The sequence below is a fragment of the Limnohabitans sp. 15K genome, from assembly GCF_002778285.1.
In the GTDB taxonomy this organism is placed as follows: Bacteria; Pseudomonadota; Gammaproteobacteria; order Burkholderiales; family Burkholderiaceae_C; genus Limnohabitans_A.
In genome coordinates this window covers 82188-104958 of the sequence record NZ_NESM01000005.1, presented here as the reverse complement: position 1 = coordinate 104958, position 22771 = coordinate 82188, and the positions used below count along the sequence as shown (strand labels likewise).

24 protein-coding genes are annotated in these 22771 nt (G+C 60.2%); 17 read left to right on the top strand and 7 right to left on the bottom strand.

From position 1 onward, the window contains the following. Positions 1–53: 53 nt before the first annotated feature. The 3 genes from B9Z40_RS15150 to B9Z40_RS15140 all read left to right on the top strand — a co-directional run bounded on the left by B9Z40_RS15150 (position 54) and on the right by B9Z40_RS15140 (position 1551). Positions 54–425, top strand: a complete 372-nt coding sequence (locus tag B9Z40_RS15150; RefSeq protein ID WP_199172579.1) for a TraR/DksA C4-type zinc finger protein — start codon at positions 54–56, stop codon at positions 423–425. Between the two features lie 107 nt (positions 426–532). Next, positions 533–946: a VOC family protein gene (locus B9Z40_RS15145; protein ID WP_100174270.1), complete on the top strand. Its 414-nt coding sequence runs from the start codon at positions 533–535 to the stop codon at positions 944–946. A 5-nt stretch (positions 947–951) separates the two neighbouring features. Continuing rightward, entirely contained in the window at positions 952–1551 is a 600-nt protein-coding gene (locus B9Z40_RS15140) for a MarC family protein (RefSeq protein WP_100174269.1), read from the top strand. Between the two features lie 3 nt (positions 1552–1554). Here the strand turns inward: B9Z40_RS15140 and mrdA are convergent, their stop codons facing one another. The 4 genes from mrdA to B9Z40_RS15120 are packed head-to-tail and all read right to left on the bottom strand — an operon-like array spanning position 1555 to position 6053. Further along, the gene (gene mrdA, locus B9Z40_RS15135) at positions 1555–3528 is read right to left on the bottom strand and encodes a penicillin-binding protein 2 (protein WP_100174200.1); all 1974 of its coding nucleotides are present in this window, start codon (positions 3526–3528) and stop codon (positions 1555–1557) included. Positions 3529–3530: 2 nt separating this feature from the next. Then, on the bottom strand, positions 3531–4052 hold the full coding sequence (mreD, locus tag B9Z40_RS15130) for a rod shape-determining protein MreD (protein WP_100174199.1): 522 nt from the start codon (positions 4050–4052) through the stop codon (positions 3531–3533). Beyond that, entirely contained in the window at positions 4049–4981 is a 933-nt protein-coding gene (gene mreC, locus B9Z40_RS15125) for a rod shape-determining protein MreC (protein WP_100174198.1), read from the bottom strand. Before mreC ends, mreD begins: the two co-directional genes overlap by 4 nt. Positions 4982–5009: 28 nt before the next feature. Next, entirely contained in the window at positions 5010–6053 is a 1044-nt protein-coding gene (locus B9Z40_RS15120) for a rod shape-determining protein (RefSeq protein ID WP_100174197.1), read from the bottom strand. 211 nt (positions 6054–6264) lie between these two features. On the opposite strand from B9Z40_RS15120, the gene gatC reads away from it, so the two are divergent. From gatC to B9Z40_RS15085, 7 genes are all read left to right on the top strand, one after another. Further along, positions 6265–6564, top strand: coding sequence for an Asp-tRNA(Asn)/Glu-tRNA(Gln) amidotransferase subunit GatC (gene gatC, locus B9Z40_RS15115; protein ID WP_100174196.1), 300 nt, complete (start codon positions 6265–6267; stop codon positions 6562–6564). A gap of 8 nt (positions 6565–6572) precedes the next feature. Further along, a complete protein-coding gene (gene gatA, locus B9Z40_RS15110; protein ID WP_233204935.1) occupies positions 6573–8048 on the top strand; it encodes an Asp-tRNA(Asn)/Glu-tRNA(Gln) amidotransferase subunit GatA in 1476 nt (491 codons plus the stop codon). Between the two features lies 1 nt (position 8049). Continuing rightward, on the top strand, positions 8050–9501 hold the full coding sequence (gene gatB / locus B9Z40_RS15105) for an Asp-tRNA(Asn)/Glu-tRNA(Gln) amidotransferase subunit GatB (RefSeq protein ID WP_100174194.1): 1452 nt from the start codon (positions 8050–8052) through the stop codon (positions 9499–9501). 44 nt (positions 9502–9545) lie between these two features. Further along, positions 9546–10211 carry an HNH endonuclease gene (locus tag B9Z40_RS17445; RefSeq protein WP_100174193.1) on the top strand — a complete coding sequence of 222 codons (666 nt, stop codon included), beginning with the start codon at positions 9546–9548 and terminating at the stop codon, positions 10209–10211. 393 nt (positions 10212–10604) lie between these two features. Further along, positions 10605–10865, top strand: coding sequence for a type II toxin-antitoxin system prevent-host-death family antitoxin (locus B9Z40_RS15095; RefSeq protein ID WP_100174192.1), 261 nt, complete (start codon positions 10605–10607; stop codon positions 10863–10865). Between the two features lie 9 nt (positions 10866–10874). Beyond that, positions 10875–11291 (top strand): type II toxin-antitoxin system VapC family toxin, encoded by a 417-nt coding sequence (locus tag B9Z40_RS15090; protein ID WP_100174191.1) that lies wholly within the window; start codon positions 10875–10877, stop codon positions 11289–11291. A gap of 128 nt (positions 11292–11419) precedes the next feature. Then, positions 11420–12136 carry an alpha/beta fold hydrolase gene (locus B9Z40_RS15085; RefSeq protein WP_100174190.1) on the top strand — a complete coding sequence of 239 codons (717 nt, stop codon included), beginning with the start codon at positions 11420–11422 and terminating at the stop codon, positions 12134–12136. Here the strand turns inward: B9Z40_RS15085 and B9Z40_RS15080 are convergent, their stop codons facing one another. Beyond that, positions 12137–13147, bottom strand: a complete 1011-nt coding sequence (locus tag B9Z40_RS15080; RefSeq protein ID WP_100174189.1) for a fumarylacetoacetate hydrolase family protein — start codon at positions 13145–13147, stop codon at positions 12137–12139. It abuts the gene before it with no gap. Positions 13148–13250: 103 nt separating this feature from the next. Here B9Z40_RS15080 and B9Z40_RS15075 point away from each other — a divergent pair, with 103 nt between their 5' ends. From B9Z40_RS15075 to B9Z40_RS15065, 3 genes are read left to right on the top strand one after another with little or no spacing between them, the layout of a single operon-like run. Beyond that, positions 13251–14078, top strand: coding sequence for an IclR family transcriptional regulator (locus B9Z40_RS15075; protein ID WP_100174188.1), 828 nt, complete (start codon positions 13251–13253; stop codon positions 14076–14078). Then, positions 14078–15301 carry a DUF3108 domain-containing protein gene (locus B9Z40_RS15070; protein WP_100174187.1) on the top strand — a complete coding sequence of 408 codons (1224 nt, stop codon included), beginning with the start codon at positions 14078–14080 and terminating at the stop codon, positions 15299–15301. The genes B9Z40_RS15075 and B9Z40_RS15070 overlap by 1 nt, the downstream gene beginning before the upstream one ends. A gap of 53 nt (positions 15302–15354) precedes the next feature. Next, complete coding sequence (locus B9Z40_RS15065) at positions 15355–15636, top strand: DUF3567 domain-containing protein (RefSeq protein ID WP_100174268.1); 282 nt, start codon at positions 15355–15357, stop codon at positions 15634–15636. A gap of 31 nt (positions 15637–15667) precedes the next feature. On the opposite strand, the gene B9Z40_RS15060 is transcribed toward B9Z40_RS15065, so the two are convergent. Further along, positions 15668–16750, bottom strand: coding sequence for an AbrB family transcriptional regulator (locus B9Z40_RS15060; RefSeq protein WP_100174186.1), 1083 nt, complete (start codon positions 16748–16750; stop codon positions 15668–15670). Between the two features lie 57 nt (positions 16751–16807). Continuing rightward, positions 16808–18142: an aminotransferase class III-fold pyridoxal phosphate-dependent enzyme gene (locus tag B9Z40_RS15055; RefSeq protein ID WP_100174185.1), complete on the bottom strand. Its 1335-nt coding sequence runs from the start codon at positions 18140–18142 to the stop codon at positions 16808–16810. A gap of 185 nt (positions 18143–18327) precedes the next feature. Between B9Z40_RS15055 and purU the strand changes: the two genes are divergently transcribed. From purU to B9Z40_RS15035, 4 genes are all read left to right on the top strand, one after another. Next, positions 18328–19176 (top strand): formyltetrahydrofolate deformylase, encoded by an 849-nt coding sequence (purU, locus tag B9Z40_RS15050; protein WP_100174267.1) that lies wholly within the window; start codon positions 18328–18330, stop codon positions 19174–19176. Positions 19177–19262: 86 nt separating this feature from the next. After that, entirely contained in the window at positions 19263–20138 is an 876-nt protein-coding gene (locus B9Z40_RS15045; RefSeq protein WP_100174184.1) for a LysR substrate-binding domain-containing protein, read from the top strand. Positions 20139–20223: 85 nt separating this feature from the next. After that, on the top strand, positions 20224–21732 hold the full coding sequence (locus tag B9Z40_RS15040; RefSeq protein ID WP_100174183.1) for an FAD-linked oxidase C-terminal domain-containing protein: 1509 nt from the start codon (positions 20224–20226) through the stop codon (positions 21730–21732). A gap of 137 nt (positions 21733–21869) precedes the next feature. After that, complete coding sequence (locus B9Z40_RS15035; RefSeq protein ID WP_100174182.1) at positions 21870–22742, top strand: fumarylacetoacetate hydrolase family protein; 873 nt, start codon at positions 21870–21872, stop codon at positions 22740–22742. Positions 22743–22771: the final 29 nt, after the last annotated feature.

The window sequence follows — 22771 nt, the reverse complement described above, 5'->3', positions numbered from 1 at the left end:
CGGGGGTTGACCCACATCAATACCGCGTCACCCCAGGCGCCTAGGATGAAGCCATGACTTCATCCAACACGCCCTCCCTCTCCTTCCACCGCGAGCGCCTTTTGCATGAGCGCATGCAATTGCTGCAGCGCATCGCACAAGAGCGTGGTGGTCTGGTCTCGCGTGCGGACATGGCCGCTGAACACGATGTGCGCAGTTTGGATGACCAAGCCCAGGCCCTTTCGGGGCGCAACGACGAATTCGCCATGAACGAACACGCCATGGCTGAGCTGGGAGACATCGAAGCCGCACTGGAACGCATGGATGCGGGCACCTATGGCCAGTGCACCGACTGCGGCGTGACCATTCCGCCTGCGCGCCTGAGCGCTTACCCGACTGCCAAACGCTGCATCAATTGCCAGACCGTGGCTGAACAACGCCGCTGATTCTTAAACAAGGATTCAGACGAGCACTTTTCACAGTGTGGTCTAGATGGGTGAATTCGGGTTCTTCCGGCTGCCCCTGCGCATGACTGGCTGATATGCTTTATGGCATGCACAGCCTATTCCATTTCGCATTTCACGTCACCGACCTTGACGAGGCGCGTCGCTTTTACGGCGGCGTCCTCGGTTGCCAGGAAGGGCGATCCACCGACACTTGGGTGGACTTTGACTTCTTCTCTCACCAAATTTCCCTGCACTTGGGCGAGCCTTTCAAAACGACCCTCACGGGGCATGTCGGCGACCACTTGGTGCCTATGCCACACTTCGGCTTGGTCTTGCAAAAAGACGATTGGCAAGCGCTGGCCGACCGCCTGCAAGCGGCCCACACCCAGTTTGTGGTGGCACCCCATCTGCGCTTTGAAGGACAACCGGGCGAGCAGTGGACCATGTTTTTCATGGACCCGTTTGGCAACCCGATTGAAGTCAAAGGCTTTGCCGACCTGAGCACGGTTTACGCGAGCTGATGGGCATGGAGCACACCTTTGCTTCGGCCACCATTTTGCTGCTGCTGATCACCGACCCGCTGGGCAATATTCCCATTTTTGTCAACACGCTGCGGGCCGTGCCGCCAGAGCGGCGGGCGCGTGTCATTGTGCGCGAGGTTTTGATCGCCTTTGGCTTGCTGCTCACTTTCATGTTTGTGGGTCAGTCGTTCCTGAAGGCCATGAGCCTGTCGGACGTGTCTTTGCAAATCGGCGGTGCGGTGGTGCTGTTCTTGATTGCGCTGCGCATGATTTTTCCGCCGCCACCCCAAGACACACCCGTCCCCCTGGCTGAGCCCTTGATCGTGCCTTTGGCCATTCCAGCTTTGGCAGGACCTTCGGCCATGGCCACCGTGTTGCTGTTGGTCAGTCAAGCGCCCGAGAGGCGCATGGAGTGGGTGGCCGCATTGTCGGTGACCATGCTGGCGTGTGCTGTGGTGCTGCTACTGGCCGAACGGTTGCAGCGCGTGGTGGGTTTGCGCGTGGTCTCGGCTTTTGAGCGTTTGATGGGCCTGATTCTGGTGTCCATCTCCGTGGAAATGCTGATCCGAGGCTTGAAGTCACTGGCGCAAAGCTGGCCGAACTGAAATTCAGTTCAGTTTTCGGGGCTCAATCGGCACCTCTTGTTTGGTGCGTGGCTTACCCACCGGGCTGGCGGTCTGGCCTTTTTGGGTCGCTGCCATGTCTTCTTCGCTGGGGTATTGCCCCAGCAACCAATAGTCAAACACCCGCCGCGCAATAGGGGCCGCTGAAGCTGCGCCAAAGCCCGCGTTTTCCACCACCACTGCCACGGCGATCTTGGGTTTGTCTGCCGGGGCATACGCCATGTACAGAGCATGGTCGCGCTGGTACTCCGACAGGTTGGCTGCGTTGTATTTGTCCTTTTGCCCAATGGTCACCGCTTGGGCTGTGCCGGTTTTGCCCGCGCTGGTGTAACCGGCCCCGGCAAACACTCGGGCCGAAGTGCCGGAGGTGACCACGCCCACCAAACCATTGCGAATGACCTCCATGTGCTCAGGCTTGTAGCCCAGGTTCACAGGCTCTGACGCATTGACTTGGGTTTGCGCATGGGTCAAGGCGTCTTGTGTGGCCGTCACCACGCGGGGTTTGAACTGCACCCCTGCATTGGCCAGCGTGGCCGTGGCCGAAGCCAGCTGCAGCATGGTGAAGGTGTTGTAGCCCTGGCCAATGCCCAATGAAATGGTTTCGCCACCGAACCACTTCTTTTGTTCGGGCTTTTTGTAATAGTTGCGCTTCCAGTCGGTGCTGGGCAAGATGCCGCGCACTTCGCCGGGCAAGTCAATGCCGGTGATCTGGCCAAAACCCAGCGGCTTCATGAAGTCATGGATGGCGTCCACCCCCATCTCGTTGGCCAGCGAGTAGTAATAGACGTTGCTCGACAACACAATCGAGCGCACCATGTCCACCGGGCCCAAGCCGCTGTCGCCGTGGCTGCGGAAAGTGTGGCCCCCATACGTCCAGGAACCCGTGTCGTTGATGATGGTGCTGGCACTGCGCTTGCCCGTCGACAAAGCGGCCATGGCCATGAAGGGTTTGTAGGTCGAGCCCGGTGGGTAGGTGCCACGCAATGCCCGGTTGAGTAAGGGCTTGTCGATCGACTCGTTGAGCATTTGCCAGCTCTCGACATCGATGCCGTCCACGAACAAATTGGGGTCGAACGTCGGTTTGCTGACAAAGGCCAGCACCTCCCCCGTGTTCGGGTCCAAGGCGACGAGCGCACCGCGGCGGTTACCAAACAAGTCTTCCACCATTTTTTGCAGCTGGATGTCGATCGACAACACCACGTTTTGTCCCGGCGTGGCCAGGTCGCTGGACAAGCTGCGCGTCGCCCGTCCTCCGGCTGAAGTCTCCACCCGGTTCACTCCGGTGATGCCATGCAGCTCGCGCTCGTAGCGCTGCTCCACACCCAGCTTGCCGATGTATTCGGTGCCCCGGTAGTTGCCCGCGTCGTCCTCTTCTTCAAGGCGCTCCTTTTCTTTGACGTTGATGCGCCCGATGTAGCCCACCACATGGCTGGCCAACTCGCCATAGGGGTACTGCCTGAACAGACGGGCCTTGATTTCGACGCCTGGGAACCGGTAACGCTGCGCACTGAACTTGGCCACCTCTTCGTCGCTCAAACGGGTGCGGATGGGCAAGGAGTCGAAACTGCGCGAATCCTCGCGCAAGCGTTTAAAGCGGCGACGGTCTTTACCTTGGATTTCGACCACCTCGGCCAAAGCGTCGATGGTGGCTTCCAGGTCATTCACCCTGGAGGGTGTGATTTCCAGCGTGTAGGCCGAGTAGTTGCTGGCCAACACCACCCCATTGCGGTCCATGATGGTGCCGCGAGGCGGCACCGTCGGGATCACCGCTGTGCGGTTGTTTTCCGCCTGCTCCAGCAAGTCGTCGTGGCGCACGATCTGCAAATAAGACAAACGGGCGACCAACAACAAAAAGCAAACCAGCACGACGATTTGCATGACAGCGACCCGCCCGCGGAACCTGTGAAGTTCGGCCTGGCTGTCACGCAACTCGGCAAGGGAAGGCAGCCACAGTGACATGGTCAAAGCGGCCGAATGTTGTCAGGGTCAAAAGCACGGCGTTGCGGCGCAAGCAGCAAAGCGCCCACCAAGGGCCACAAAGCGGCCTGCAGAAATGGCGCCAACAACTGGCTCCAATGCGGCCAGGCGTCCTGCACGATCAAGCGCGTGGCCCACTCCACCAAGGCGGCCACCACAAACAAAGGCACGATTTGCAGGGCTTGCTCGCGCAGCGGAAACCACAGCAAACGCCGCTGAACGGCCAAAGCGATGCCACTGATCACCACATACGACAAAGCGTTTTGCCCGAGCAGGGCCGACTCGTGCACATCGAGCGCCAAGCCCAAGACAAAGGCCAAGACCATCCCCACACGACGCGGCTGGTAAACATTCCAAAAAACCAGCACGATGGCCAGCACATCGGGCAGCCAGTGCCATCCCGTCAAGCCCAACAACATGTTCAGCAACAGGCCCAAGATCAATGTGAAAGCGATGAACCGGGGGTTGGCCGGCAGCAAGAGCGGACGGCCTGCAGGCATGATCATGGCGTGGCTCCTGAAGCAGTGGTTCGGCCCTTGCCTTTGCGCTTGGGTTCAGGCGGGGCCACGGGCACCGCTGGCCAATCCTTGACCGGCATCAGCACCAGCAAATGTCGGCCACGGGGTTTGGCCGTCGGCGTGGCTTGCACCCGGGCAAAAGAAGAATCGACCCGGCGGTCGATGTGGCTCACCAGACCCACATGCAAACCGGGCGGGTACACGCCGTCGATGCCACTGGTGGTGAGCAAATCACCCGACTTGATGTCGGTGCCCGAGGGCACAAATTTCAACTCCAACTCACCGCCTTGCGAGTTGGCATCGCCAATCGCCACATGGCGCGTGCCGGTTCGCGCGTTCATCACGGGAATACTTTGGCCGCGGTCGGTCAACAAAGTCACCTCACTGACCAAGGGGTAGACCCGCGTCACTTGCCCCACGACACCGCCCACATCGATGACAGCGGATCCTTGCACCAAACCCGCCACCGAGCCACGGTCCACCACGAGGCGATCGGTGTAAGGGTCGGCGGTGTCGTACAACACCTCGACCGCCTTGCTGGGTCCTGCAAACTGCGAACGCAAATCGAGCAACTCACGCAACTGGGCATTTTCTTGGGCCAACTGCTCCACTTGCTGCAGCCTTTGGGCTTGGGCAATGGTGCGGGTCTGGAAGTTCTGGGCCGCGTCTTGGGCTTTCTCCAGATCGCCAAAGTACGCACCCAAACCACTGAACGCCCGCACGGGCTGCAGTGACAACCATTGCAAGGGGGCCAGCACCACGGCAATGCCCGATCGCAAGGGTTGTGAAATTTGGAACCGGTGGTCGGACGCCATCAACAAGACAGACAGCAAGGAGAGCAATACCAGCTTGGCGGTCGCAGACAAGCCCTGCCGAAAAATCGGCGGGGCACTGCGTTCAAAGGTATCCAGAGCCATGAGGGGGATGCGCCGGATTTCGCCAGCCTTATTCGCTGGTGAAGATACTGCCCAGCTGGTCCATGCGCTCCAGGGCCATGCCGCAACCGCGGGCCACGCAGGTCAGCGGGTCTTCGGCCACCAGCACGGGCAAACCGGTTTCTTCGGCCAGCAAGCGGTCCAAGTCGCGCAGCAGCGCGCCGCCGCCGGTCAGCATCATGCCGCGCTCAGCGATGTCGGCACCCAACTCGGGCGGGGTGTGTTCCAAGGCGGTTTTGACGGCCGAGACGATCTGGTTGAGCGGATCGGTCAGGGCTTCGAGGATTTCATTGGAGCTGATGGTGAAGCTGCGGGGCACGCCTTCGGACAGGTTGCGGCCCTTGACTTCCATCTCTTTGACTTCGCTGCCGGGGAAAGCTGAGCCGATGTTTTTCTTGATGGCTTCGGCCGTAGGCTCGCCGATCAACATGCCGTAGTTGCGGCGGATGTAGCTGATGATGGCTTCGTCGAACTTGTCGCCACCTACGCGCACGCTGCCTTTGTAGACCATGCCGCCGAGCGAAATCACACCGACTTCGGTGGTGCCACCGCCGATGTCGACCACCATGGAGCCCGAAGCTGCCGACACCGGCAAGCCTGCGCCAATGGCTGCGGCCATGGGTTCTTCGATCAAATACACCTCAGAAGCGCCTGCGCCCAGCGCCGATTCACGGATGGCGCGGCGCTCGACCTGGGTGGAACCACAAGGCACACAAATGATGATGCGGGGGCTGGGCCGAAAGGTGCTGCGGGGGTGCACCATGCGGATGAACTGCTTGAGCATCTGCTCGGTCACGGTGAAGTCGGCGATCACGCCGTCCTTCATGGGGCGAATGGCTTCGATGTTGCCGGGCACTTTGCCCAGCATGGCCTTGGCTTCGTGGCCCACGGCCTGCAAAGTCTTTTTGCCTTGGGGACCGCCTTCGTGGCGAATGGCGACCACCGAAGGCTCGTCGAGCACGATGCCCTTGTCGCGTACAAAAATCAGGGTGTTGGCAGTGCCCAGGTCAATGGCCAGGTCACTGGAGAAATAACGGCGGAAAGAGGAAAACATTCAGGAGTCCTTTGGCGCGGCATCCCCATGCCATCGTTTGGCGTTTTGGGGTGGGCGCGGCGATCAAATCAGGGGGGTTGGCAGGGCGGGCTCGAAGACTGCAGAGCGTGCGGCACCAAACACAGGATAATACCTGATCCCCCAGCAAAACTGGCCTTTCTTGGCCCCGTTGACGCTGTAAAACACGGTCCCTTACAACTCTTTTCAAACCATGTCCCTGACCCCGCAGGATATTGCCCGCATCGCGAACCTCGCACGACTGGAACTCCAGCCAGACGAAAGTGAGCGCATGCTCACTCAAATCAATGGCTTTTTCAGCATCGTTGAAGCCATGCAAGCGGTGGACACCACCGGCATCGAACCCATGGCCCACCCCGTGGCCGCCATCCAGGACATCACGCTGCGCCTGCGCCCGGACGTGGCCAGTGAACCCAACCAACGCGACCTGAACCAGAAAAGCGCCCCCGCCGTCGAGCGCGGCCTGTTTTTGGTGCCCAAGGTGATCGAGTGAGCCTTACGATGAATTCTCTGCACGACATGACCGTGGCCGAACTGGCCCAGGCCCTCAAAACCAAACAAGTGAGCGCAGTGGAAGTAGCCACCGGCTTTTTGGCCCGTTTGGGCGGCAACCCACACAACGCGTTCCTCGACATCGACAGCGAAGTGACGCTGGCCCAAGCGCAGGCCAGCGACGCCCGTTTGGCCGCTGGCACAGCTGGCCTGCTCGAAGGTGTGCCTGTGGGCCACAAAGACGTTTTCGTTACCCGCGACTTCGCCACCACCGCAGGCTCGAAAATCTTGACCGGCTACCGATCGCCCTTTGACGCCACGCTGGTGCAAAAGCTCGGCGCTTCTGCATCGGGCGGCGCAGGCATGGTCACCGTGGGCAAGCTCAACTGCGACGAATTCGCCATGGGCTCGGCCAACGAAAACTCGGCTTTTGGCAAAGTGACCAACCCTTGGGACACGGCCCGCGTGCCCGGTGGCTCGTCGGGCGGCAGCGCCGCCGCTGTGGCGGCACGCTTGGTGCCCGCAGCCACCGGCACCGACACCGGCGGCTCGATCCGCCAGCCCGCCAGCTTTTGCGGCATCACCGGCATCAAGCCCACCTATGGCCGCGCCAGCCGCTACGGCATGATCGCCTACGCCTCCAGCCTCGACCAGGGCGGCCCCATGGCCCGCACCGCCGAAGACTGCGCGCTGCTGCTCAGCGCCATGTGCGGCCCGGATCTGGACCGTGATTCGACCTCGCTCGACGTGCCTGCCGAAGACTTCACGGCCTCGCTGAACCAATCTCTTGAAGGCTTGCGCATTGGCATTCCGAAGGAGTTTTTTGGCGAAGGCCTGGCGGCCGATGTGCGTGCCGCCGTGGACAGTGCCTTGCGCGAGTACGAAAAGCTGGGCGCCAAGCTGGTGCCCATCAGCCTGCCGCGCACTGAGTTGTCCATCCCTGTTTACTACATCATTGCCCCCGCAGAAGCCAGCTCCAACCTGAGCCGCTTTGACGGCGTGAAGTTCGGCCACCGCGCCAAGGACTACAACGACTTGGTGGACATGTACAAAAAGACCCGCGCCGAAGGTTTTGGCAACGAGGTCAAACGCCGCATCATGACGGGCGCTTATGTGCTGAGCCACGGCTACTACGACGCCTACTACCTGCAAGCGCAAAAAATCCGCCGCATGATCGCTGACGATTTCCAAAACGCGTTCAAAGAATGCGACGTGATCGCCGGCCCCGTGGCTCCATCGGTGGCCTGGAAGTTTGGCGAAAACGCCAATGACCCGGTAGCCGACTACTTGGCTGACATCTTCACCCTGCCCGCCTCGCTGGCCGGTCTGCCTGGCATGAGCGTGCCCGCAGGCTTTGGTGCGGGCAACATGCCCGTGGGCCTGCAGCTGATTGGCAACTACTTCAAGGAAGCCCAGTTGCTGAACGCCGCACACCGCCTGCAACAAGCGACCGATTTCCACCTTCGCAAGCCGGAGGGCATCTGACATGAGCAAACTCGTCCAAGGCTACGAAGTCGTCATCGGCTTCGAAACACACGCCCAACTCTCGACCAAGAGCAAGATCTTCAGCCGCGCCTCGGTGGCGTTTGGCGCAGAGCCCAACACGCAAGCTTGCGCGGTGGACATGGCCCTGCCCGGCACGCTGCCCGTGATGAACATGGGCGCTGTTGAGCGCGCCATCGAGTTCGGTTTGGCCATCAACGCCCACATTGCCGAGCGCAGCATTTTTGCGCGCAAAAACTACTTCTACCCCGACCTGCCCAAGGGCTACCAGATCAGCCAGTTCGAGATCCCGGTGGTGCAAGGCGGTGAGGTGTCTTTCTTTTTAGAAGTGGGCAAAGAGACCGTGCGCAAAACCGTGCGCCTGGAACGTGCCCACCTCGAAGAAGACGCGGGCAAATCGCTGCACGAGGACTTCATTGGTCAGTCGGGCATTGACCTGAACCGCGCCGGAACACCGCTGCTGGAAATCGTGACCCAGCCAGACATGCGCAGCAGCGAAGAGGCCGTGGCCTACGCCAAAGAACTGCACAAAATCGTCACCTGGATCGGCATCTGCGACGGCAACATGCAAGAAGGCAGTTTCCGGTGTGATGCCAACGTGTCGGTGCGCAAGCCCGGTGGCGAGCTGGGCACCCGCCGCGAAATCAAGAACCTGAACAGCTTCAAGTTCATGCAGCAAGCCATCGACTACGAAGTGCGCTGGCAAATCGACCAGATCGAAGACGGCATCGCCATTCAGCAAGCCACCGTGCTGTTCGACCCCGACACGGGCGAGACCCGCGCCATGCGCACCAAGGAAGACGCCGCCGATTACCGCTACTTTCCTGATCCGGACCTGCCACCGCTGGTGATTGGCCGCGACTGGGTGGAGCGCGTCAAAGGCGAGATGGCCGAGTTGCCTCGCGTGATGGCCGAGCGCTTCGTACGCGACTACGCCCTGCCCGAATACGACGCCACGCAACTCACCCAAAGCAAGGCGGTTGCCGCCTACTTTGAAGCCACGGCCAAAGCCTGCGGCCAAGCCAAACTGGCCAGCAACTGGATCATGGGCGAAGTCTCACGCCGCCTGAATGCCAGCGAGATGAGCATCGAGCAAGCCCCGGTGAGCGCCGCCCAACTGGCCACCCTGATCGGCCGCATCAGCGACAACACCATCAGCAACAACGCGGCGCGTCAGGTGTTTGAAGGATTGTGGAATAAAGAAGGCGAAGTCGACGCCATCATCGAAGCCAAAGGCCTCAAGCAGATGAACGACACGGGTGAGCTTGAAAAGATCATCGACGATGTGTTGGCCGCCCACCCCAAAAACGTGGAAGAGTTCAAGGCGGGCAACGCCAAAGCCTTGAACGGCTTGGTCGGCCCGATCATGAAGGCCAGCAAGGGCAAGGCCAATCCGGCTCAGGTCAATGCGCTGCTGATGAAGAAGCTCGGTTGATTTTCTATAAAGCCGCAGACAACGTGTTGTTTGGAGCCTAGTTGATGGACGAGCGGACTTGTCGTAAATGTGGGGTGACAAAACCCTTTACGAGAGAGTTTTTTAGCCCACGGCGTTGGACATGCAATGCATGTATGCGTGCTACCGCCAATAAGTGGGATCAAGATAATCCAGAAAAAAAAGCGATCAGTAGATCTGTATACAAGCAGCGTGTAACTAACGCCGGCGGCGGGCATACGTCAGACGAGCTTCTCTTGCTTCGATTGATGCAAGATCGTAAGTGTTATTACTGTGAGGCAAACTTTGGCGATGCAGCTGTTGAAAAGGACCATAGGACACCCTTGAGCAAGGGCGGGACCAATGATGCTTTCAACATCGTTTACGCATGCCGTACTTGCAATCGAGACAAAGGAGGCAAGCTGGCATCGGACTTTTTTGGCTGGAGACGATCAGAGGGGTTGCATTGCCGTCCTCCACTGACGTGTTTCTTTTGTGAGTCAGACCTTGCTGACGCAGGTAATGTCAGTCTACGAATGCCTGTCCAAAGAGGGGGCGCATATTTGCCAGAAAATCTTGTTTGGGCGTGCCCTAGTTGCTATACAGAAAAGAACGATCAAACTGCTGCCGAATATTTGAGTTGGCGGAGGCAGAATGGTTTGAAAACGAGACAGTCTATACGTGTGCTTGTAAAAAGATCCAAGCCGAAATAAGTTTGTTCTATAAAAATAGTCCTACTCCTGGGCTAGAAAATACCGCGCCCCCCGTGCCCGTTTGCAACAACACCCCCATCTCGCACAGCGCCGTGAGTTCACGATAAGCCGTTGCGCGTGACACGCGGCACAGGTTCACGTATTTCTCCGTGCTGTTGCCGTTGGCAAAACAGTCTAGCCACACGTCATTACGTTTGTTGATCGCCTTGGTTTATGCGGGTGTGAGTTTCGGATGTTGCTACGATCCCACTGAGATTTACGCTTCATACGTGAAGCGTAAATGGCCTTTTTACGCTTCACGCCTCTGTACGGCCACCAGCACATCAAGCCCCGACCATTGACAAGTCAATCAATTGTCGTAACATACAAACAATTAATCCCAAAGATCAATACATGAGCATTCACACGTTTTCAAGCCGCGACTTCACACGAGACGTGTCGGCCGCCAAACGCGCTGCCGTGGATGGACCTGTGTTCATCACCGACCGAGGTCGCCCCGCGTTTGCATTGCTCAAAATCGACGACTACTACCGCATGGCAGGAAAATCGGCCCCCTCCCTGCTGGAGGTGATGGACGGCATCCCAAGTGGTGAAGGCATCGATTTCGATCCGCCCAAACTGGGGATTCAGATTCAGGCCGCGACCCTGGACTGAAGGCGATCCATGTTCGTTCTGGACACCAACGTCATTTCCGAGCTGCGCCAGGGCAAGCCCAACTCGTCCATGGCTGTACGCCAATGGGCCGCAGGCCAGCCCAGCAATCAACTCTTTTTGTCATCCATCACGCTGCTTGAGTTGGAATTGGGCATTCAGGCGTTGGAGCGCAAAACACCGCCGCAGGGCAGCGCTTTGCGCCATTGGCTGGGTGGCGTTCGCGCCGCTTTTGCGGGTCGCATCTTGCCTTTTGCAGAAAACACTGCACCCGTGTGTGCGGCGCTGCACATCCCAAACCCGCGCTCTGACCGAGACGCAATGATTGCCGCCACCGCCCTTGAGCATAAATTCACGGTGGTGACGCGCAACGTGGCGGATTTTGAAGCGACTGGCGTGGCGCTTTTGAATCCTTGGCGCGACACATAAATAAACGACAAAATTCATTTAGGTCTTGCGCCAGGGCCTTCCATCAATCCAGCTTGGCAAGGCTCAGTCCCGGTCATGATGGGACATACTTCAGAACTGACCTGTTCCTGCATTCACCCGGAAACGCCATGACCACACCGCATTTGATTCTTGTGCCTGGCTTGATGTGCGATGCCGCATCGTGGGCTCCGATGTTGCCTGCCTTGCAGGGGCATGCCCAAGTCCATGTGGTCGATCACGGTCAGGCCGATGATTTGGTCACGATGGCCCAGCAGATTCTGGACGCCGCTCCCGAGACTTTTCACCTGGCCGGGCACTCGATGGGCGGTCGAGTGGCTTTGGAGGTGATGCGAATGGCGCCTGAGCGGGTGCAGGCGCTGGCCTTGCTGGGCACTGGCTATCGCCCTAAAGAAGCGGGTGCTGCCGGTGAAAAGGAAGTGCAGACTCGGCAAGCCCTGCTGGATGTGGCGCAGCGCGATGGCGTGCGGATGATGGCGCAAGTTTGGGTGCAGAACATGGTGGCACCTTCGCGCCTGACCGATGCGGTGCTGATCGAAGAAATTGTGCAAATGTTCCAGCGCAAGTCAGAAGATGTTTTCAAGCGCCAGATCCGCGCCTTGCTGGCGCGCCCAAACGCCAGCGATGTGTTGCAACAACTGCGTGTGCCCACCCTGCTGATGGCCGGTGAATGGGACACTTGGGCCAGCCCCCAGCAACACCAGGCCATGGCCGATCTGATGCCCGCCCGCCCCACAGTGCAGGTGGTGACTGGATCGGGTCACATGATGATGATGGAAAAGCCAGAGGCCGTGGCGGCCCATTTTGTGAGTTGGCTGAAACTGTGATCAGCCTTCGAGCGGCACCACTTCCTGCTCAATCGCCCCAAACAAACTCTCGCCGTTCAGCCCCTTCATCTCGATGCGAATGGTGTCGCCGTATTTCATGAACTCGGTGCTGGGTTGGCCGTCCAAGATGGTTTCGATGGCGCGTTTTTCGGCGATGCAGCTGTAGCCTTTGGGCCACTCGGGTTTACCGTTCACTTCCACGCTTTTGTTGCTCACGGTGCCACTGCCCACGATGGAGCCGGCGCGCACGTTGCGGGTTTTGCAGATGTGAGCGATCAGCTGGCCGAAGTGGAAGGTCATCTCGGGGCCAGCCTCGCACATGCCCACTTTTCGACCGTTCCAAGTGGACTGCAGAGTCAGGTGGACGCGGCCGCCTTGCCAGGCTTCGCCCAACTCATCGGGCGTCACGGCCACGGGGCTGAAAGCGGTGGCGGGTTTGCTTTGCACAAAGCCAAAACCTTTGCCCAGCTCGTTCGGGATCAGGTTGCGCAGGCTCACGTCGTTGGCCAACATGATCAGGCGCACGGCCTCAATGGCGTCGTCTGCATTGGTTTGCATGGGCACGTCGCCGGTGATGACCGCGATTTCGGCTTCAAAGTCGATGCCAAACGCTTCGCTGGCGCACACCACCGGGTCGCAAGGGCCCAGAAGATCATCGCTGCCGCCTTGGTACATCAAGGGGTCGGTGTAAAAACTGGCGGGCACTTCCGACTTGCGCGACGCACGCACCAGCTCCACATGGTTGAGGTAGGCCGAACCGTCGGCCCACTGGTAAGCGCGGGGCAGCGGGGCCATACATTGCTCCGGGTCAAACGGGAAAGCGTGGCGGGCCTTGCCTTGGTTCAGGGTGGTGTACAGGTCTTCAAGCTGGGGGGCCAAAAAGTTCCAGTCGTCCAGCACCGACTGCAGTTTGCTGGCGATGCCGGTCGCATAATGGGCGGTGCTCAGATCGCGCGAAACCACCACCAGTTGTCCGTCGCGTGAGCCGTCTTTGTAGGTCGCCAATTTCATCTTGAATGTGTCCGTTCGTGCCTTGATGCGCTACAGTGTGCACCACCAAGAAGTTACGCATTGTTAAACCCGTTTAACTAAACGAAACCGGATTTTAGGCGACATGGACTCAGCCCTCACAGCCACCATCGCCAAAGGCGAAGACAAAGAACGCGCCGGCATTCAGTCGGTGGAGGTCGGCTTTGCGCTGCTGGACGTGTTGGCGCAAGCGCCCGGCCCCTTGATGCTGCGCGACTTGGCTGCTGCCGCCCAAATGAGTGCGGCCAAAGCCCACCGTTACTTGGTCAGTTTTCAGCGCTTAGGTCTGGTGATGCAAGACAGCACCAGCACCCGCTACGAGTTGGGCCCTGCGACTTTGCGACTGGGCTTGGCCACCTTGTCCCGCTTGGACGCAGTCAAGATGGCCCGAGAGCGGTTGCCCGCCTTGATCGAAGCAACCGGCCACACCACCGCACTGGCCGTTTGGGGCAACAGAGGGCCCACCTTGGTGCACTGGCAAGAAACGCCTCTGGCCGCGCCGGTCAGCCTGCGCTTGGGCGATGTGATGCCGCTTTTGTCTTCGGCCACCGGGCGCTGCTTTGCAGCTTTCAACGACCACGGCGGCGGGGCCAACAAAGCCGCGCCCATGATCGAAGAAGAGTTGGCCCTGGCTCGCAAACTGGGCCGCAGCGACTTGCCCAACAGCCCAGCCCAAGTGCAAGCGATGGTCAAAGAAACCCGGCAACAAGGTTTGGGCCGCGTGGTCAATGTGTTGTTGCCCGGCATTTCCGGTTGGTGCGCCCCTGTTTTTGATGCAGACGGTCACTTGGTCTTGGGTGTGGTGTCGCTGGGCTCCTCGGCCACCCTCGACACCGCCTGGGACGGACCGATTGCCCAACACCTGCGCCACTTCTCCCAACAACTGTCGGCCGATTTGGGTTGGCTGGGTTGATGCCTTCCAAACGCCCACCACCGGCCGCGCAAGACATGGCCGTCTTGTCGGGGCCGCCTTCTCGCCGCACTTTGGTCGCCTTGGTGCTTTGCGTGCTGGTGGCGCATGGACTGGCGCTGCTCAGCGTGTCGGGCACACTGGATTTGCGTTTACCCGCCGACAACGAGGTGCGCAGCGGCCCCATGCAAACGCGCTGGATACCCCCTCCAGCAGCGGCAGTGCCTGCGCCCGTCCCCCAAAAAACGGCCGCCCCCAAAACCCGAATCGCCACCGAAGCATCGCGCCCCGCGCGCCCCATGCCTTCACCCGAACCTGTTGTAGAACCCCTGACCGAAGCTGCGCCAACCACAGCACAAGCCCCGGCATCGGACGCAGCAGACTTGCCAAAACCCACCGCTGCCGAGCCCACCCAAGCGGTCCCCTTGAACGCATCGGCTGAAAGCCCCCTGCCCCAGGCACAAAACCCTGCCCCCCCTGCCAGCGAAGCCCAGGCACAAGCCCAAGTGGCCACCGCTGCCATGCCCCTGATTCCTCTGGGGGCCTTGCCCCCTTCCAGCCTGTTGAACTACCGCCTGACGGGGGCCTCCAAAGGACTCACTTACCATGCCACGGGCGAATTGCGCTGGCAGTTCAACGACACGGCTTACGCCACGAGTTTGTCGGTTCGGGCGTTTTTGCTGGGCACACGCCACTGGCGCAGCGTGGGCCTGGTGAACGCCACGGGCCTCGCCCCCACGCGCTTTTCAGACAGCTGGCGCAACGAACGTGCCACGCACTTTGACCGCGACAACAAGCGGGTGGTGTTCAGCAGCAACGCGCCCGTGGCCGTTTTGGAGCCGGGCGCGCAAGACCAGGTGAGCCTGTATGTGCAACTGGCCGCCGCCATGGCGGGCGAACCCCAACGGTTTCAGCCGGGCACGCGGCTGCAGATTCAAACCGCCACGGTACGTGACGCCCAGCCTTGGCTGCTGACCATGGATGCCGCAGAAACTCTGAAATTGGACGCCCAAACCTTGCAAACGGCCAAATGGGTGTGTCAGCCTCGCAACCGTTTTGACGCCAAGGTCGAGTTCTGGATGGCCGAAAAATACGGCTGGTTGCCTGTGCGCATTCGCATCACCCAAGTCAGCGGCGACTTCATCGACATGATGCTCGTAGGGCAGGAGCCTTTGCCGGCCTTGCCTTTGACAGCATCTCCCGTCGGTAAAACCACGTCATCTTGAAGTTCATCCCAAAAGCCCCACCTGTTGAGCACAAGTTGAGAGAGAATGAAGCCATGAACCTGCTGTACGAATCTGAAACCTTCGCCGTGATGCATGTATTGGCCAACGCGCCAGCCGAGCCCGCGGTCACCCCCAGCGCACACCTGTTGGAGCGCCATGGTTTTGAAATCGTGGACAAGCGTTCAGGCAAAGAGGTTTACCTGGATGGCTCTTGGGCCGAAATGTTCCAGCAGCAAATACAAGCTTGGCAGCAACACACCCCGACGCAAGAAGAAGTCGAGGACACGCTGGAAGGTTATACCGGTCTGGCCCAACAGCCGGTCGTGGTGCATTGAGCCAGAACCGCCATCCACCCACCGCCTTTGTTCAGGCGGTTTTTTTTCGCCTGCCCAACCACTGAAACAGAGGTCCGACCAGCATCAACACGGCCACCAAGCGGCAAACCTGAAATGCCGTGACCACCGGCACCCCCAACTTCAAGACCTTGGCGGTGATGGCCATCTCGGCAATGCCACCCGGGGCCGTTCCCAAAATCAGCGTGGCGGCTGGCAACCCTGTGGCCCATGCCAAGCACTGGCCAAACCCCACCGATAAGAGCAACATGCCGACCGTGCCCAGAGCCACCGAAAACAACCAGCGCGGCGCGGTATGGACAAACTCCCGCTGAAAACGCACACCCAAACTCACACCAATCACCAACTGCGCCGCATTCGACAAAACGGTGGGCACCGTGGACCACTCGATACCCGACAAGGTCAGCCCCATCGATGCCAGCAAAGCCCCCATGAACCAAGGATTGCTGCGCTTGAACAAGGTCATGACCCATGCCCCCACCGCCGTGGCCAGTGACAGCCAAAGCAAACCGGGCCACTGCACCCCACCGGCTCCTGGCAACAAGCGGGTATCGACGGGTAAGCCCCAGTGACTTTGCACCCACTGCATGGCGAAAGGCACGGACAACACCACGATCACCAAACGCACGCTGTGCGACGCCGCCACCAAATCGGTGCGTGCACCGTGGCGCTCAGCCAGCAAAGTCATCTCAGAGGCGCCGCCGATCGCACTGGCAAAGTAACTGGTGGCTCGACCTGCGCCGGGTGGCAAATGGGCAAAATCAGCCGCATGCTGACGCTGCAACCAAGCACCGAACAAAGCTCCTAACGCCAATGCCCACACCACGGCCAAAGCAATCGCCCACCACAAACTGACCACCAACGCACCGACTTGTGGCGTGAAGTACAGCCCCAGCGCCGCCCCGATCACCCATTGCCCAGCGTTGCGCAAGGGTGTGGCGCTGCGGGTGGGCGCGCCCAACACCGAAGCCAAGGCCGTGACCAGCAAAGGCCCCAGCATCCAAGGAATCGGCGTGTGCAACCAGAGGCACACTTGCACAGCCAACAGTGCAGACATCAAGGTCAACACCACGCGGGTCAGGTGACGAAAGTTCATGGGCTCAAAAAAAGACCGCCCAAACGGACGGTCGGGGTGACAGGCAAGACCCAGCGATCAGGCGTGACGGCGGATGCTGTCGGCCACCGTCTGCACGATCTGGTCGATGTGCGCGTCTTCGACAATGTAGGGTGGGCAAATGACGATGTTTTCGCCCGCAGGGCGCACCCACACACCATGGTGGAAGCAGTCCATGAAGATGTCATAGGCCCGCTTGCCGGGCGTACCAGGGATGCTGGCCAGCTCCACCGCCCCGGCCAAGCCCAAAGTGCGGATACCGACCACATTGGGCAAGCCCTTCAAGGCGCTGTGCATCGCGTCGCCCAGCACCCGGCCTTGCTGGCCCGCGCGTGCAAAAAGGTTTTCTTCCTTCATCAAGTCAAGCGTGGCAATGGCGGCCGCACAAGCGACGGGGTGGCCTGAATAGGTGTAGCCATGGAAAAACTCGATGGCATGTTGTGGCGAGTTGGCGTTCATCATCGCGTCGTAGATGAAGTCGCGGCAAATCACGCCGCCCAGCGGAATCACGCCGTTGGTCACTGCCTTGGCAAAGTTCAGCATGTCGGGCACCACGCCATAAAAATCAGCGCCAAAGTTCACGCCCAGACGGCCAAAGCCGGTGATGACCTCGTCAAAAATCAACAAGATGCCGTGCTTGTCGCAAATCTCGCGCAGGCGCTTCACATAACCTTGGGGCGGGATGTACCAGCCCGCGCTGCCCGCGATCGGCTCGACGATCACAGCGGCGATGTTGCTCGGGTCGTGCAAGACCAAAATGCGGTTTTCCAGTTCCAGCAAGGGGTCTTCGGCCCACACGGGCTCTTCGTGGTGGATGTAGGGGTGGTTCACCGGGTCATGAATGAAGCGCATGTGGTCCACCCGAGGCAGCAGTTGCGCACCGAATGCCTTGCGGTTGGCCGGCAAGCCGCCCACACTCATACCGCCAAAGTTGACGCCGTGGTAACCCTTTTCACGCCCGATGAACACCGTGCGGTGGCCTTCACCCCGAGCACGGTGGTAAGCCAGTGCCACTTTCAGCGCCGTGTCAGCCGCTTCCGAGCCGGAGTTGCAAAACAGCACCTTGTTCAAATCACCCGGGGCCATGTCGGCAATCATCTGCGCCGCTTTGAAAGCCTTGTCGTTGCTGGCCTGAAACGCCGTGGCGTAGTCCAGCGTGTCCAGCTGCTTTTTGATGGCCTCGTTGATCGGCTTGCGGTTGTGACCTGCGCCCACGCACCACAGGCTAGAGATGCCGTCGATGATCTTTTTGCCGTCGTGCGTGGTGAAGTGCATGCCCTCGGCACCCACAAACACGCGCGGGTCTTGTTTGAAGGTGCGGTTGGGCGTGAAGGGCAACCATTGGTTGTCCATGTTGAATTCGGTGTGGGCCACAGCAAAACTCCTCGAAATCTCTTGATTTGCTCAGTTTAATGGGCAATTTGGCGGCCTGCTGCCCCAGGGCGACAGGGCGAGCGAAAGAAAAACGAGGGTCTTTACAATAGAACTCACTAAAAGGACTGCCAACGGCGAGCGCCCTGCCATTGCCCAGTCGATGACCTTCCATGTTGCTTGAACCCATGACCACGACCTACATCCTGACCCTCTCTTGCCCTGACCGCACTGGCATCGTGCATGCCGTGTCGGGTTTTTTGCTGGAGCGGGGCGGCAACATCGAAGAAGCGGCCCAGTACAGCGACCACGACACCGGCCTGTTTTTCATGCGCGTTCAGTTTGCGTGCGATCAATTGGACGGTGACAGCCTGAATGCCCAATGGACCGCTTTTGCCCAAACCTTCAGCATGAAGTGGGACCTGCACGCCACCGCCCAGCCCATGCGAACCGTGCTCATGGTCAGCAAAGAAGGCCACTGCCTGAACGACCTGCTGTTCCGCTGGAAGAGCGGCCTGCTGCCACTCGACATCCGCGCCATCGTGAGCAACCACCGCGAGTTCTACCAACTGGCCGCCAGCTACAACGTGCCGTTTCACCACATCCCGGTGACCAAAGACAACAAGGCGCAAGCGGAGGCCAAGCAGTACGAGATCATCCAGGCCGAAGGCGCCGAGCTGGTGGTGCTGGCCCGTTACATGCAAATTTTGAGCGACGACCTGTGCCGCAAGTTGGCCGGCCGCGCCATCAACATCCACCACAGCTTTTTGCCCAGCTTCAAGGGCGCCAAGCCTTATTACCAGGCGCACGACCGGGGCGTGAAACTGATTGGGGCCACCGCCCACTATGTGACGGCCGACCTGGACGAAGGCCCGATCATCGAACAAGACGTGGCACGCGTGGACCACAGCAAAACCGTGGAAGACCTCACGGCCCAAGGCCGCGACACCGAAAGTCAGGTGCTGGCCCGCGCTGTCAAATGGCACAGCGAGCACCGCGTGCTGATCAACGGCCACAAGACGGTGATTTTTAAGTGAATTTTTTTGTGGGACAGATCTTCAGCTCTGTCCCCAACCGATCAAACTTTGCGAGACAGATCTTTCGCCCTACCCCCAACTGATACATGACCAACGCGTCCCGCATCCCGCCCATCCAGTGCCTCTTGACCTTTGAGGCCTTGGCGCGTTTGCGCAGCGTCACGCAAGCAGCCGAGGAGTTGTGCGTGACGCCCAGCGCCGTGAGCCACCGGGTCAAGCAACTCGAGCAAATCATCGGCACCAAGCTGTTTGGCCGGGCCGATTTTTCCCTGACCACCGAAGGCAACGAATACTTGGCCCATGTGCGCGAAGGCCTGGTGTCGCTGCAGCGCTTCCCCAGCGCCAGCAACACGCCGGGCCGGCGCAAACTGCGCTTGGCAGTGACCCCGACTTTTGCGCGCTCGGTCTTGATGCCGAGGCTCAAGCACTTTTTGGACGCTTACCCCGAGATTGACATCACTTTGCAAGTGAGCATTCCCCTGCTGGACGTTGTGGCCGAAGACGCCGACCTGACGGTGCGTTTTGGCACCGGCCGCTACTCAGATGTAGAGCATGTGTGTCTGGCCAAAGACGAAGTCACCCCCTTGGCATCGCCCGCTTGGCTGCGAGAGAACGGCCCCTTTGCCAGCGCGGAAGACCTGCAAGGCGTGGCCCTCCTGCGCAGCCCGCTGGAGCCCTGGCGCACTTGGTTTGCCGCGCACGACCTGGATTGGCCCGAGCCCTTGGACGGCTCGTCTTTCAACGACATCGGCCTGATGTGCGACGCAGCCGCCCAGGGCTTGGGCGTCGCCCTGATTCGCTCCAAACTGGGGGCTCCTTGGGTCGACAGCGGCCAACTGGTCAGGTTGTTCGAGCGCAGCGTGCCCAGCCCACACGCCCACTACCTGTGCTGGCGCACCGGCACCATGGAACGCTGGGAATGCGCCACTTTTGCCGACTGGCTGAAAAAAGCTTTGGCCTGATTTCACAAGCCCATCAAAGATTATTCAGCCCACGGCCTCCCGCTTGGGCGTACATTCAAACCTTCATTTTTAGGTTTTGAATGCCATGAGCGCCAACACCCCTGCCGAAACACAGCAACTGACCGCCACCGAACGTGCCGAGCGCCAACGCGCCGTGGTGCAAGCCTTGGGCCGGGTGCTGCCGGCTGATGCCATTCTTTACACCCCCGAAGACACCACGCCCTACGAATGTGACGGCCTGACCGCCTACCGCGAGCGACCTTTGGTGGTGGCACTGCCCGAAACCGAAGCGCAGGTGCAAGCCGTGCTGCGTGCCTGCCACACGCTGCAAGTGCCCGTGGTGGCACGCGGCGCGGGCACGGGCCTCTCAGGCGGTGCCATGCCGCACCGCATGGGCGTGACGCTGTCGATGGCGCGCTTCAACCAAATCAAAACCGTGGACCCCGTGAGCCGCACGGCGGTGGTGCAGTGCGGCGTGCGCAACCTGGCCATCAGCGAGGCGGCTGCACCCTATGGCCTGTACTACGCCCCCGACCCGTCGAGCCAGATCGCCTGCACGATTGGCGGCAACGTAGCCGAAAACTCTGGGGGCGTGCACTGCCTCAAATACGGCCTGACGGTGCACAACGTGCTCAAGGTCAAAGGCTTCACCATCGAGGGTGACCCGATCGAGTTTGGCAGTGACGCGCTCGACACCTCAGGCTACGACCTGATGGCCGTGCTGGTGGGCAGCGAAGGCATGCTGGCTGTGACCACCGAAGTCACCGTCAAGCTGGTGCCCAAGCCCCAATTGGCGCGCTGCATCATGGCCAGCTTTGACGACGTGCGCAAAGCCGGTGACGCTGTGGCTGCGGTGATTGCCGCAGGCATCATCCCGGCAGGCCTGGAGATGATGGACGGCCCCATGACCGCCGCCGTCGAAGACTTTGTGCACGCCGACTACGACCTGAGCGCGGCGGCGATTTTGCTGTGCGAGAGCGACGGCACGCCTGAAGAGGTCGAAGAAGAAATCGGCCGCATGAGCGATGTGCTGCGCGGCTGCGGGGCCACCGCCATCACGGTGAGCCGCGACGAAGCGCAGCGCATGAAATTCTGGAGCGGTCGCAAAAACGCCTTCCCGGCGTCTGGCCGCATCAGCCCGGACTACATGTGCATGGATTCCACCATCCCGCGCAAGCGTCTGGCCGACATCCTGCAAGCCATCCAACAGATGGAAGAAAAATACGCCCTCAAGTGCCTGAACGTGTTCCACGCGGGCGACGGCAACCTGCACCCGCTGATCCTGTTCGATGCGAACGATGCCGACCAGCTGCGCCGCTGCGAGCTGTTTGGTGCCGAGATCCTGGAGACCAGCGTGGCCATGGGCGGCACCGTCACAGGCGAGCACGGTGTGGGCATTGAGAAGGTCAACAGCATGTGCGTGCAGTTCAGCCCCGAAGAAAACGAGCAGATGTTCGCCGTCAAACGCGCTTTTGACCCACAAGGCCTGCTGAATCCCGGCAAGGTCATCCCGACGCTCAACCGTTGCGCCGAGTATGGCCGCATGTTGGTGCGGGCCGGTGCCATCAAACACCCAGAACTGGAACGCTTTTGAGCCTGCAGCCAGCGGGCAAAAATGGGTTAAATTCACCCGTGAAAATCAGGTCTCACTGGGTCAGCATTCGCCTTCGCTGATTCACCCTATTTCCAATACCAAGCGGCGCTCAGACGCCCAGCCTTTAGGAGAATATTTTGCGCATTGCCACTTTTATCCACAATGGAAAACGCCACGTTGGTCAGGTCTCAGCCGACGGTCTGCAGGTCACCCCTTTTGACCTGACCGAAGCCCAAGCGCACCACGGTGCACAGCTGCTGATCGACACCCTGGTGGCCGGTCTTGCTTTGCCTGCCCTGAGCGGATCAGCACTGGCGGTGTCGTCGGTCAAGCTGGAATCGCCTCTGCCCGTGCCCCGCCGCAACGTCTGGTGCGTCGGCCGCAACTACCATGCGCACGCCAAAGAGCTGCAGGCCTCGGTGTTCAAGGACAGCAACACCGACACCAAGGCTTGGCCCATTGTGTTCACCAAGGTGCCCGAATGCGTGGTCGGTCCGACAGACGACGTGCAATTGCCCGGCGCAGCCGTGTCTGACCAGATCGATTACGAAGCCGAGTTGGCCGTCATCATTGGCCAAGGCGGCAAAAACATCAGCCAAGCCGACGCGATGAAGCATGTGTTTGGCTACACGGTCGTCAACGACGTGACCGCCCGCGATGTGCAGATGCGCCACCAGCAGTGGGACATGGGCAAGTCCTTCGACACTTTTTGCCCCATGGGCCCCTGGATCGTCACAGCCGACGAAATCGACGGGCGCAAAACACGCGTGCGCTGCTGGGTCAACGGCGAACTGCGCCAAGACGGCCCCACTGAAAACATGATTTTCGACATCCCCACCCTGATAGAAACCATCTCGCGTGGCATCACGCTCTACCCTGGCGACATCATCGCCACGGGCACACCTGCTGGCGTGGGCATGGGCCTGAACCCACCCCGCTACATCGCCAAAGGCGATGTGATCCGCGTCGAAATTGACGGCGTGGGCCAGATCGAAAACCGCTTCGTTTGACCCCCGACAAAGCAGGCAGGGCCTGACCC